At 36.9% G+C, this 13,108-nt stretch carries 10 protein-coding genes; 1 reads left to right on the top strand and 9 read right to left on the bottom strand.

Annotation, left to right across the window (positions count from 1 at the left end):
* Window positions 1–245: 245 nt before the first annotated feature.
* Window positions 246–497: an RNA recognition motif domain-containing protein gene (locus CY0110_RS05175; RefSeq protein ID WP_008274262.1), complete on the top strand. Its 252-nt coding sequence runs from the start codon at window positions 246–248 to the stop codon at window positions 495–497.
* A gap of 217 nt (window positions 498–714) precedes the next feature.
* On the opposite strand, the gene CY0110_RS05180 is transcribed toward CY0110_RS05175, so the two are convergent.
* The 9 genes from CY0110_RS05180 to CY0110_RS05220 form a co-directional block, all read right to left on the bottom strand.
* The gene (locus tag CY0110_RS05180; protein WP_008274263.1) at window positions 715–1,407 is read right to left on the bottom strand and encodes a DevA family ABC transporter ATP-binding protein; all 693 of its coding nucleotides are present in this window, start codon (window positions 1,405–1,407) and stop codon (window positions 715–717) included.
* Window positions 1,408–1,621: 214 nt separating this feature from the next.
* Window positions 1,622–2,776, bottom strand: coding sequence for an ABC transporter permease DevC (gene devC / locus CY0110_RS05185; protein WP_008274264.1), 1,155 nt, complete (start codon window positions 2,774–2,776; stop codon window positions 1,622–1,624).
* Between the two features lie 179 nt (window positions 2,777–2,955).
* Window positions 2,956–5,550 carry an MFS transporter gene (locus tag CY0110_RS28375; RefSeq protein WP_008274265.1) on the bottom strand — a complete coding sequence of 865 codons (2,595 nt, stop codon included), beginning with the start codon at window positions 5,548–5,550 and terminating at the stop codon, window positions 2,956–2,958.
* A gap of 11 nt (window positions 5,551–5,561) precedes the next feature.
* Window positions 5,562–6,278, bottom strand: coding sequence for a TMEM175 family protein (locus tag CY0110_RS05195; protein WP_008274266.1), 717 nt, complete (start codon window positions 6,276–6,278; stop codon window positions 5,562–5,564).
* 127 nt (window positions 6,279–6,405) lie between these two features.
* On the bottom strand, window positions 6,406–7,056 hold the full coding sequence (locus CY0110_RS27885) for an SET domain-containing protein (RefSeq protein ID WP_008274267.1): 651 nt from the start codon (window positions 7,054–7,056) through the stop codon (window positions 6,406–6,408).
* A 105-nt stretch (window positions 7,057–7,161) separates the two neighbouring features.
* Window positions 7,162–8,280, bottom strand: a complete 1,119-nt coding sequence (locus CY0110_RS05205) for a fatty acid desaturase family protein (RefSeq protein ID WP_008274268.1) — start codon at window positions 8,278–8,280, stop codon at window positions 7,162–7,164.
* A 99-nt stretch (window positions 8,281–8,379) separates the two neighbouring features.
* Window positions 8,380–9,339 (bottom strand): fatty acid desaturase family protein, encoded by a 960-nt coding sequence (locus tag CY0110_RS05210; protein WP_008274269.1) that lies wholly within the window; start codon window positions 9,337–9,339, stop codon window positions 8,380–8,382.
* Between the two features lie 117 nt (window positions 9,340–9,456).
* Entirely contained in the window at window positions 9,457–10,989 is a 1,533-nt protein-coding gene (locus tag CY0110_RS05215) for an SDR family oxidoreductase (RefSeq protein WP_008274270.1), read from the bottom strand.
* A 30-nt stretch (window positions 10,990–11,019) separates the two neighbouring features.
* Window positions 11,020–13,089: an AMP-binding protein gene (locus tag CY0110_RS05220; protein WP_008274271.1), complete on the bottom strand. Its 2,070-nt coding sequence runs from the start codon at window positions 13,087–13,089 to the stop codon at window positions 11,020–11,022.
* Between the last annotated feature and the right edge of the window lie 19 nt (window positions 13,090–13,108).

The following is a 13,108-nucleotide window of genomic DNA, read 5'->3' on the forward strand; positions in this document are numbered from 1 at the left end:
GGTTATAAATTTGCAGTTAATATTCTATTTTGTTGTTCTCATGATTCCTGACTCCTTGGTTGATTAAAATGTCAATTAATTTGCAAAATTTGACAAAATGTAACAAGATTATGTTATAATAATATGTGAGCATTATACATTGAGAGAAAAATAACTTAGTTAGAATTAACCGTTTTATTGTTCAGTATCGGTAATATTTTCTCCGAAGATCACGCTCGAAACGTCGAAATCAAGATAAATAGTTCATGTCAATTTATGTCGGAAACCTCCCTTATGAGGTAACAGAAGCAGACCTAAACTTTGTTTTTTCGGATTATGGTTCAGTTAAGAGAGTCCATGTCCCAACAGATAGAGATACGGGTCGTCCTAGAGGATTTGCCTTTGTAGAATTAGAAACGAAAGCAAACGAATTTAATGCCATTGAGACCCTGAATGGGGCTGAATGGATGGGGCGTACCATGAAGGTAGATGAAGCCCGTGAGAGGAAACGAAATTAAACCTTATTTTAACCCCCTTTTCTTATAAAAAGGGGGTTTTAAAATTTCTCCAAAATTTTAGTCATGCTTTCTTTCCTTCGCTATCTAATACTTCTAAAAACTCTTGTTTAGGATCAAAAATCTGTCCACATTTACCAATTTCTATTAAGCGATCGCTGTACTATTGAACTACATAGTATAGTTTACTCAAACTCACTTCAGACAAGCTTCAGAGAGATTATATTACGACCTCAGCTACTAATGACCCATCATTGAGTTCGATAATGCGGTCTGCCATATCTAAAATTCGATTATCATGGGTAACGATCAAAATGGTACAGCCCTGTTTTTTAGCTAATTTTTGCATTAATTCCACCACATCATGACCTGATTTACTATCAAGAGAAGCAGTGGGTTCATCTGCAAAAACGATTTTAGGATGATTAACTAAAGCGCGGGCGATCGCTACTCTTTGTTTTTGTCCCCCCGATAAATTTTGGGGGTAATAATTAACCCGAGAACCTAAGCCTACAACTTCTAATATTTCCAGAGATTTTTGTTTCATTGTTTGAGGAGAATATCCTTGATGTAATTCAAGAGACATCTGAACATTTTCCCAAGCGGTTAAACATTCTAAAAGATTATGGGCTTGGAAAATATAACCAATATTACGGCGAATTTTCACAAAACTTTGTTTTTTTGCCCCTACTAATTCTTGTCCTAACACTTTAAGACTACCCATTTGAGGAACCCGTAAGCCACCCATTAAAGTCAATAAAGTGGTTTTTCCTGAGCCAGAAGGCCCTTTAAGAATGACCACTTCTCCTTTGGTTAAAGTTAAATTAATATCAAAGAGAATTTGTTTTCTAAGTTCTCCTTTGCCAAAATAATGATTGAGTTGTTTAATTTCAATAATTGGTTCATGATTCATAACTTAATCCCTGAGAGAGTTTTTTATATATGAGAGAAATTATTAGTTTAATTTAAGTTATTTTAAGCAATTAAGATATTATATTGAATCTAATATATCAAAATAACTGTATTTTAGGTTTCTTTTTTTTTACCTTTTGTATTGTGGCTTTCCTGTAGTAGTATCACTCAAATTATTAACTAACATCTTTCCTCCTGCCTCACCTGAAGGACTGTTAAAAAATATCAGCCGGATCAGCAGAATTTAATTTGCGCATAGCAATAGAACCAGCAACAAAGCACATAATAATTGCTAAAATAAGGACAAAAATAGCAACATCCACTGTCATCATTACAGGTAATTGTGTCTCGGATTCAAGATAAATGTACATTAAAATAGAAAGAAGTAATCCGGGAATATACCCTAAAAAAGCTAAAATAATTGACTCTTCAAGAACAATTTTTAATAAGTAAGTATGTTTATATCCCATTGCTTTAAGAGTAGCGTATTCAGATAAATGATTATAGACATCAGTATAGATAATTTGATAAACAATAACTGCACCAACAATAAATCCCATAAACGCACCCAATCCAAAAATAAAGCCAATGGCAACACTATTTTCCCAATAATTTTTTTCGAGAGCAGCAAACTCGTCTACTGTCATAACTTTGACATCATTAGGTAAAGCTTTTGATAACTCTTTAATTACCTTTTGTGGCTCAAATCCTGATTTAAGAGTAATTAACCCTAAATCAATTTGAGACTGTTGGGACTGTTTAAAAATATGTAAAAAAGTCGTATCGCTAGTAATGGCATGACCATCCGCAGAAAAAGACGTTCCCATACTAAATAAACCAGCCACTTGAATACGAGTGCCATTCACTTCAGTTTCCACGAATTGATTGTTTTGAAACGTTTCTGCAATGGGGCCAAACTCTGGCCGAGATAATTGGTCAAAAATAACGCGGTCGGGTTTTTTCAGTGCCTCTAAGTTTTCATTCACCCCAGGAAATTGAAAAGCTGGTCGAGAGGGATCAAATCCTAACATTAAAATGGAGCGAGTCCGACGGGTTTGAGGATTTTTCCAATTACCCAAACGGGAATATAAAAAATTAACCAACTCTACCCCTTCAACCCTTTGCGCTTGATATAAACGAATACGAGGGAAACTCCGCAGGGAAAATAAGACTTCAGATTGAGGATTGAGTAAAACTAAATCTGCTTTAAGATTACGATGGGGAGCCGTCGCACTGTCATAAAGGGCATTCATAAAGCCTAGTTGCATAAAAATAAGAATAACCGCAAAAGCGATACCTGCGATCGCAACTAAAAGACGACTTCTTTCTTTAACCAGAATGAGCCAAGCTAAGGGAATTTGTAGAATCATATTTAACCTCAGTTCGGTTTAAGGAGTGTAGGAGTTTGGGAGTTCAGGAGTTTGTTTAGGGGTTAGGGGGATAAAATAGCAATATAGATAAGAAAAGTTTGTTTTTTAAGACTTTAAATAATCTCCCCTACCCCCTGTTCCCTTCGCTCCCATGCAGACCAAACAAGTAAGTTTTCGATCTACTTAGATTTGGTATCAATGGCAACCTCAACTTGTAAATTGGTTAACTGAGCAACTTGTTGACTGGATTGGGGATCAAGACGAATTTTTACCTCAATCACCTTGCGATCGACATCGGAACTTGGCTCATTACTAAAAATATCTTGCTGCTTTACTTGTAAACCAATATGACTCACGGTTCCCTGTAATGTCTTATCAAACGCTGGACTGGTAATCGTTGCTTTTTGGTCCAGACGAATGTGACCAATATCGGTTTTATAAATTTCAGCAATCACCTCCATTTGGTCTGTTTTGCCAATGTCAGCAATTCCTTGACTGGTAACTGCTTCTCCGGCTCTGGTATGGAGTTCTAAAACACTACCTTTGAGGGGGGAGCGTACATAAGACAATTGTAGGTTGGCCTCCGCTTGTTGAACCGCCGTAATCGCTTTATCAAGCTCTGCTTGAGCAACTTCTACATCCACTGGCCGAACTTCAGCAATCTCTTCTAAGGTGGCTTGAGCTTCGATAATTTGGGATTGAAGGGTTCGTTGCGATCGCGTTAAACCAGCTTGTGCTTCTCGAATATCCGACGACAGAGTCGTGACAATGCGAGTTAAGTCCGCTTGCGCTTCATCTAGCTCTTCTCGAAACGTGGTTGCTTGTAGACATTTGCTGTCATATTCAGAGGCGGATACCACCCCTTCTCGATAGAGTTGGTCATACCGTTTACACTCGGTTTGAGCATTGTTGAACTCAGCTTGCAGACGTTCGATGGTTTCTTGTTGAGTGGTCTTTTGTCCTTGTAACTGAGCTTGTAAACTGGCAATTTTAGCCTCTTGTATCACCAGTTGACCCTCTAGTTCGGCTTGGAAGCGGTTAACGGTTCCTGACTGCGCTTTAATGGCACCGCTTTTAGCACCGGCTTTGACTTGCTCAAGACGGGCCTGAGCCACTTTGACCTCTTGTTTTGCCTGTTTCAAGGTGGCTAACTGGCGATCGTAGCTGTCAAGAATGGCGATGATTTGACCCTTATCAACCGATTCACCTTCTTCGACTAACATTTCTTTAATCCTTGCTCCCTCATCAGGAATGGAAGCGGATAAACGAGTTACTTTGCCTTGGGGAACAATCCGTCCGATAGAAGTTACCGTTGTGGTTGCAGAATTAGGCTCTACCGTTGTGGTTGCGTTACTGTCTGAAGTTGACTCACGAGAAGATAAGCGATAAAAAGTTGATAGGCCAAAGATTCCAGTTGCGCCGGCTGCGGCCACCAATAAACTGATGAGCCACCAAGGATTAGGTTTGAGAGCTTTGAGGTTAATCCTTTTTTTGTCCATAGTTTTTCTTAAAAAATAGACCCTTATCACCTTTAAACGTCTTCTACCCTTACGATAGAAAAGAATTAAAGGGTTTTGTGCTGAGGGAGTGAGAACAAATGAGGAAGTTATTGCCGTTAGAAACATAATCACCCCGGCTCCCAGATATAAACCAGTTAGACTAATTTCTAGTAACGCTCCGGTAATGGCTTGGGAAAAGGGGTCAAGGGAGGCGGCCGCAAACATGACTAAACTCATGACCCGTCCCTCCATCTGAGATGCGGTGTTTTCTTGAATCCAAGTAATCCCCAGAACAGTTACTAACCCACAACCAATCCCCATTAGAGCGATGACTCCCCAAGTCATCCACACATTGTGGGTACATCCGAGAACGATTAATCCCGCTCCTAAGCCGTAACAGAGAATAGTTAGAGCCATTTTTGGGCTTTTAATTCTCCCCAGTTGACTGGCTAATACAGCACCTAATAAGGAACCAATTCCATAGGCTGATTGTAAATAACCGAAAGTGGTGGCATTCCCTTCAAACCTAGCATTGACTAAGGCTGCCACCCCCACGACCAAAGGTCCCAACATGGCAAAATTAATCATGGCCAGAAGGAACAAACTAATCCGGATAGCTGGCTGTTTCCAAGCGTAGGCTAAACCGATGACAATTTCATCTTTTAGGGTTTGGGTTTTGGGTTGCTTTCGTAATAGCTGTGGAAGGGTGCCAATTTGCAACAGACACATACTCCCTAAGACAAAGGTTAAGGTGTTGATGGCAAAGGCTAATTGAAGACCTAATGCACCGATAATTAGTCCCACACTGGCGGGGACAATCACATCGGATAACTGTTCACTGCCTTGTATCCAAGCGTTAGCTTCATTTAACTGGGATTTTTTAATAAGTTTGGGTAACAAGGCCAAAACTGCTGGATATAGGATCGCTTCAGATAATCCAAAGAGAATGGCACTAATAATTAAATATTTGAGATCAACGGTGTTGAAGATCAATAATACCGTAACTAAACCCGTTAAAAAGGTGTTAATTACGGCTGCAATAGAGGCAATATGGTTAGCAGGAAAGCGATCGCTAATAGCACCCCCAACCAACATTAAGAGTCCTCTGGGAACGGCGGCCGCAATTAATACAGCACCCACCGCTAACCCTGAACCGGTTTTCTGAAGCACTAACCAGGTTAAAGCAATAAACCAAAATTCAGCAGCAGCAAAAATTAGGGTTTGTCCTAACCATAACCAGCGAAAGTGAGATAAACGTAAAGGAGATTGGAGCATGATTTTTTTGATTAAGATTTACCAAATATTCGCTCATTCCAAAGATAAGGAATGGGTAATAAAAACCAGACATATTCCCACCAAGATTGATTGATAATAGCCACTAGAATAGTTAATAAGGAAAAAACGGGTTCAATGGCAATTTTCCATCGAGTAGCGATAATTGTTTTTTTGTCTAAATCATAGGCAACTAACTTGTTTTTATAGGTTGCATAAGTCCAGTTTAAACAGGAGAGAAATCCAATCAAAGCAGTATTGATACTAAAACATATTTTGACCATAGCACTCTCAGGAAAATAAACCACTAAGGTATCAGCATAGGGAATGAGAAACATCATCATTAAATAGAGAAGATAAAGGGAACTATGAATGGTATCGGTTCTTTGATAATGTTTGAATTGATTAATGTTATCTAGCCAATAAAATCCCACAATTATAAAGGCTAAACCATAGCTAATAAGGGGTTTGATTTGTGTTAGCAAAAATTGGATGGCTTCTGAATTTGTCGGATGATCAAATTTCGCAGGAAAATCCACTGCAAAAAAACATTGAGCCATTGCTAAAGCAAAAATAATATCAGCGATTCTTCCTAAACGAATAATAGAACCATGATAACTAGCATTTTTGTACTTAGGATGATTTTTCTCTGAATCAATTAGCTTGTCATTGTTTTTTAGATTAATTAATTGATGTTCTAGATTATTGTTAATTGGCTTAATTGAAGACATGATATTTTGAGGATCAAAAAACTATAAAATCTATAATATTTTAAAGAATTAATGATGGTAATAATAAGGATTGTGTTTCTACTTGTTTTTGTAAATATAAAAAAATAAACAAGAAGATTAATTGCTTTTAAGACAAAAATCTACTCCACTTCCGAGAAAAATTATTACGTCTTTTTTTAAGAAAATCTGACATTGATTTAGAACAATCATGATAATTTTCTAAAACTTTTATTAATTCATATTTATCTTTAGTATCCATAAAATCTAATAAAGGTTGCCGAACCTTCATGGCTAAACTCAAAGCATCATTTAAAGAAGAAATAAATAAAGGTAAATAGTCCTCAACATTAGGAATATTTAAACCCTTTCGACAGTGGGGACTATCGCAATGACAAAAGCTCATTTCTCCTTGTTGATAAATATCTAAATAAGCTTGTAAAAGAGCATAATCTGTAGTTATTTGCTCGTTTTTAGCAATTTCTTTTATACTCACAGAAAATAAATAAGGAGTTAACAAAATATTAGAATCACAGCTATGGTTAATATATTTGCTATTGTCCCAAGATAAAACCCCTTGACCTTCTCTATCGATGTAACTAAAAGATTCAATAACTTCCCTAAATTGTTCATTAAGACGTGCATACGTTTTTGGCAATATTTTGATGTCAAGTGGATCAGAAAAAACCACAATTGTCCCTTTTGGTATAGGTTCAGTAGCGAAGATACCATAACCAATTGTTGAATTAATATAGCGAAGTTCATGGGAAGGATGTAGCATAATTTTTTAGATTCACTAATGAGTAAAGCGATTGTTCAGAAACTTCTAAAATTAGGTTGACCTTGTTTAAAAAAGTGTTCAATCTAAACAAATTAAGTAAAAATTTTAAGGTTGCTTACCAAGACGACGTAGCCATAGATAATGTGATAAGACACCATGCCAAAATGATGGATTAACTTGGTATTTTATACCGAATTCCTCACAGGTTTTCTTAACAATTGGTGACATGGCAGCATAATTAACATGACAAATAGTTGGGAACAGATGATGTTCAATATGATAATTAAGCCCTCCACAAAACCAATTTAAAAAAGGATTAAAAGAACAATTCACAGTGCTTTCTACCTTATGAACTGCCCACTCTTTTTCTATTATTCCAGTTGTTTGTGAAGGGATTAAAAAGGCTGCTTTTTCAACTTCATGACCGAGTAAAAAAACAAAATTCATTACTAATCCCATCGTGAATACCGTCATTACATAGCAGAATAAAACATTCCAAAACGGATGAAATTGTAAAGGAATAGCAAAAGCAAGGGTTAGGAATAGCACTTTTCCTAAAACAAAAATAACTAATTCTACTCCTTTGGGTCTAGGATAATCAAGATGGTCTAACTTCCTATCAAAAAAATTATTAAAGTCACGAAGTAATGACCATTCAATTGTATAAAGACCATATAAAAACCAAAGGTAATAATGTTGCCAACGATGATAAGGATGCCATTGTTGAAAGGGGGTTTTTCGAGCGAAAATACCAAATTCAAAGTCTTGGTCATACCCTGTTATATTGATATAGTTGTGATGAAGGACATTATGGCCTATTTTCCAGTAATAGGAACTAAAACCAATTAAGTCTAAAGACATTCCCATTAACTTATTTATCCAAGGAATATTAGAACAAGCATTGTGAGAACCATCATGTTGAAGATTAAACCCAATACCATCCATAATTAATCCAAGAACAATGGATAAAGCTAAAGCTTGCCACCATGTTTGGGCAAAAAATACTAAAAGAATATAGGTTGTGATTAAACTAAAAAGTAGAATAATCACCTTAAAATAAAACTGAGGACAATCTCGCTTTTGTCGTTTAGCGGTTTTAAAAAATTCATCAATTCGTCTATTTAGAGTTGGCAAAAATTCACTTTTTTGAGCAAACTTTAGCTTTTTTATCGATTCAAGCGTTAAAGAGGAAGAAACCGTTTGTGCTACTGTTGGTATCATCATTAAAATTCCTTTTTTTCTTAGAAAATATTAATTAGGAATTGGCAAATATAACTAAGTTCTAGACTACTAACTACCAATTCTTACAACAATACTTAGTGATTAATTAGTTAAAGGTAGATATCCGGCACGAAGTTCATCTAATTTATTAAATCGTTCAGTTACTTGATTCTCTGAATTATCTCTTTTAAATTGTTGATAGGTTTCCAAAACATTATTAGATATATCTAATAAGATATTAGGGTAGGTTACAGATAAAGCCTTATGAGCTTCTGGTAACTTATACCAAGGAATTGTAGGACAAATATGATGAACATAATGATACCCTCCATTGTGAAATAACAAATTAAAGAAAGGATCGATATTGGATCGTGTTCCTGATAGAGTATTAAAATGTTCTTCGACTTCACTAAACAGTGAGTAACCTGAATAACACCAGAATAAAGGAATAAACCAATAAAGAACTAACAGATGAAAATATCCAGAAAAATAAAAGAGGGGAATCACAATCAACCAAAATAAAACCATTTGAATGGTACTGATTAACAATTTTTTATCATTTTTGAGTTTTAGAGGATTAAAATTATATAGAATTTCAACACAAAAATAAATAGCTGAGAGTCCCAATAACGGTTGAATCACTAGAATAAAAAATAAACTTTTTTGGGGTTTATTTAATCCTAAAAAATTATAATTTTCAGGAATATAATCTTTTTCGCCCCACAAATCTTTGTGATGATCAAAATGATGCTCTTTATAGGAATAAATTGTTCTCAAAAAGGGATAAGCATAAAGAAACTGTAGTTTTTCATGCCATGATTTGTTAGAAAATAAGTTAAGATGAATGGCTTCATGAACTAATGATTCTCCAAGGGCTAATTGAAATGCTGCAATTAACCAAATAGAAATAAAATAAACAAAGATATTATCTGCCCAAATACTAAAAGCTATAATTAATAACATTGCTATCCAATCTCTAGCAATGGCTAAGATTCCTTTGAGATTGTTGCGTTCAACAAAATCAATAGGTTTGACTTGTGATTTTGATTTAGTTCTTGACATAATTTTATTTCCTGAAAATGTTTTATTTTGATGTTTAAGGAATCTAAGCTTAAATAAGCTCTTCAAACCTAACTCGCTAAAGTAAAAACCTTAACGAGTTTAGGCTTAATTCAACCTTTAATCATTGAGAACAAAATCTACATAAGCATGGGTAAACTGCTTTTCACAGGGAGGACACCAATGAATATCCTCTTTCACCATATCCGTATCGATCTGCCGAAACATGGTATTAAGTTGTTGATCCAGTTGAGAAGAAACAACAGATTTTAAGAGCTTAATACTGTTATCATCAGTGTGTCGTACATACTCTGCATACTTATCCACAAAGGTATTTAAAGGAACCTTCTCGATCCTTTTATTGCTCTGTTTGAAGTAATTAACAATATCAGACCAATCCAAAGGACAAGGGTTATAAAAGGTATAACAACTTTTTAGCTCACTCATGGGCAATAATGAGGTTTTAATAATTGCTTTTGCCCCATATTCAACTGGCATTAGATCGAAATTGGCATCTAGATCAGGAACACAGCCAATTTCAGGAATTGCCATTAAGAAATTCTCAAAGGCATCTGCTTCAATAAAAAAGTCGTCTTCTACTTTGTCGTAAGCTTTTGCTACTAACTGTAATAGTTTCTTAAAAGAAACATTGGGATCAAGATCCACATCAGAAATACCCAAAGTATAGAGATAACCTAAACGAAAACTACTCCAAGGTAATCCTTTTTCTGCTATACGCAAGATAATTTGTTCTGTGACATACTTGGTTTGAGCATATCCATTAACTAAACCAATAATGGTTGGAGGATCGCTACACTGTTCTAGTAAGGACACTGCACAACTGGAAACATGATAGAAGGGTTTGATTTTTCCTTCTAACGCAAAGTCTGCCACTTCAACAGTTCCTACCACATTGGTTTTCTTGATGATGTTGTAGGGTAAATAGAAGTTATCTACCGCAGCCACATGATAGACACTATCAATGGTCTTGGCATACTCCTGATAAACCTCATCGGTCAATCCTAACCGCTTTTTGGACATATCCCCGATGACGATCTGCACTCGATCTTCCCACCCTTGAGGAAGATGAGCATTATATTTTCTTTCTGTTTTGCGTATCCTTTCTAAACCGGCTGCTTCATCGGCCGCGCGAACTAAACAGAAAATTTTGAGATCCGTATTTTCCAAAAGTTCTTTGAGAAAGAAGGTTCCCACAAACCCCGACGCACCAGTTAATAAGGTGGTATGAGTAAGCTCGGTTTGATAACCTTCATCCCGTTGAGGGCGATCGCGCAATAAATAGTCCAACGCTTCTTGAATTTCAGTCTCAAGAGAATAATGACTGGTTTCAATCCCTAAATTGCCGTCATTAGAGATGGATTTAACAATATCATCGATCATCCCTTTGAAAGTATTGGCTTGGAAAAACGCTTCTGTGGGAATTTTACAATTTAAGCGAGCTTCTAACGCACTATGAATCTCAATAATCTTTAAAGAGTCAATACCATAGAAAAAGATGGATTTCTCAATATCAAAATCAATCATGGAAACGTCATATTTATCCCGTAACATCTGCATGATATAGGTAAAAATCTTCAGATGTACTGGTCCCATTGCAGTGATTTGGTCAAATGTCTTTTCAATATTCAACATAGTAATCTTTCCTTGTACGTAATCAATCAATTAATGAGAATTATTCGACATGGCACCAACAATCTCGTTGAGCATCCCTTTAACATTTTTGTTTTCGCAAAAGACTTCAATGGGAAGACTGCATTCCAGTTTTCGTTGCAGTTGGCGATGAATTTCCGTCAATTTGACAGAATCGATTCCATAAACCAGTAAGGGTTTTTCGAGGTCAAACTCTACCATTTTTACCTCATAGTCTTTAGTAAACATTTGCATGAGATTGGTAAAAACTTGTAGATGGGTAAACCCCATAGACATGATCTCGTCAAAGGTTTTTTCCAGATGTTGTGTATGGATCGCTTCTTGGGATTCCTGGGTGCCATCAGATTGAGTCCATCTCCCTAAAACATCGAGACTCTCTTGCAAAAACATCTGTTTACATTGTTGTCTTTGCAACTTCCCACTGGAGGTTTTGGGAATGCGTCCAATTCTTAAAAAAACCAATTGGGTTACCGACAATTCAAACTCTTCTCCAATCTTGGAACTAATGGCCTCGACCATTTCTTCCAAATAACCGGACTGTCCCATCTTAGTCATTCCTGCTTTGTTCAACTCTGCAACAATGACTAACTCTTCTGCTGTTTTTCCTGGAACACTAAAAGCGATAACACAACCGGAACGAATATCTTTATGAGCTTGTCCAACGCAGATTTCAATATCTTGGGGATAATAGTTCACCCCATTGACAATAATCAGGTCTTTGAGTCGTCCAGTGATATAGAGTTCCCCATCTTCATCCATAAACCCCAAATCTCCTGTCCGTAGATACAAGCGATCGCCTTTTTGAGAAACTAGGGTTTTAGCGGTGGCTTCTGGATTTTGATAATAACCGGCCATGATGTTTGGCCCAGTGACCCATACCTCTCCAACGTGATAACGAGGGACTTCACAGTTACGTTGGGGATCAATGATAAAGAGTTGTTCCCCTAGTTTGCCATGACCACAACCTACCAATCTTTTTTTGTGAGTATCATTGTTGGTTTCAACAGCAATATTGTCCTTACCCAAGATGTCTAAATCGATTTCGAGATAGACTGGTTCTTGTTCTAAGGTTCCTGAAGAGATAAACACTGTCCCCTCCGCCATTCCATAAGCGGGTAGAAACATTTGGGGTTTAAATCCATTTTCAGCAAATTTCTCGCTAAAATCCAAGAGGGTTTGGGCATTAATGGGTTCGGCTGCATTAATGGCCATGCGTAAGCAAGAAAGATCGAGATTTTTTTGCTCTTCTGGCCGAATCTTATCCACACATAATTGATAGGCAAAGTTCGGTGCGCCTGTATATTGTCCACCGTAGTTAGTGATGGCCCGTAACCACTCAAGGGGTCGAGAAACAAAGGTGGTAGGGGCTAAAATGACACAGTGACTACCCCCATAAAAACTGTGCAGTAAATGGGCTACTAATCCAAGATCATGATAATGGGGAAGCCAACTGACAAAGGTAGATTCAGGGGTTGCACTGGTAACAGATAAAGCCATTTCCAGATTACTCAGACAGTTACTATGACTAATCATCACCCCTTTGGGTAAGGAAGTTGAACCCGACGTAAACTGTAAGAAAGCTAAGGTTGAACCATCGAGATCAGGAAGTTCAGGGGTGGCCAACGGGGATAAGTTAAACAGGCGATCGGTGACAATATAGGGGAGTTCTTCGGGCCAGTTCTCTTCCTTGCTCAAAATCTGATCATAAGTCTCTTTTTGAGCTTCAGGAACTAAAATGGCTGCTGCATCAATGGAGTGAACAAGACTGGCAATCTTTTGATTAGACCGATTTCGTTTCGGTGCATGGATAGGTGCAGGAATAACTCCAGCATACAGACAACCAAAAAAGGCGATGATAAAGTCGATGCCAGGAGGATACAATAAAATAACATTACGAGATTGTAGTCCAGACCCTAATAGGGTTTGGGCTATTTTTTTGGCTTGAGAGTGTAGCTCTCCGTAGGTGATGTGACTTTCTTCAACACCATTGTTATCGAGCATGGTGTAGGCTTTATGTTCAGGTTGAATCTGAGACCAATGGGTTAAAACTTGTCCCAAGGTCTTAAAAGTTTGAACGGTCATAGTGGTAAAAACTCCTTCG

It is taken from the genome of Crocosphaera chwakensis CCY0110 (assembly GCF_000169335.1).
Taxonomy (GTDB): Bacteria; Cyanobacteriota; Cyanobacteriia; order Cyanobacteriales; family Microcystaceae; genus Crocosphaera; species Crocosphaera chwakensis.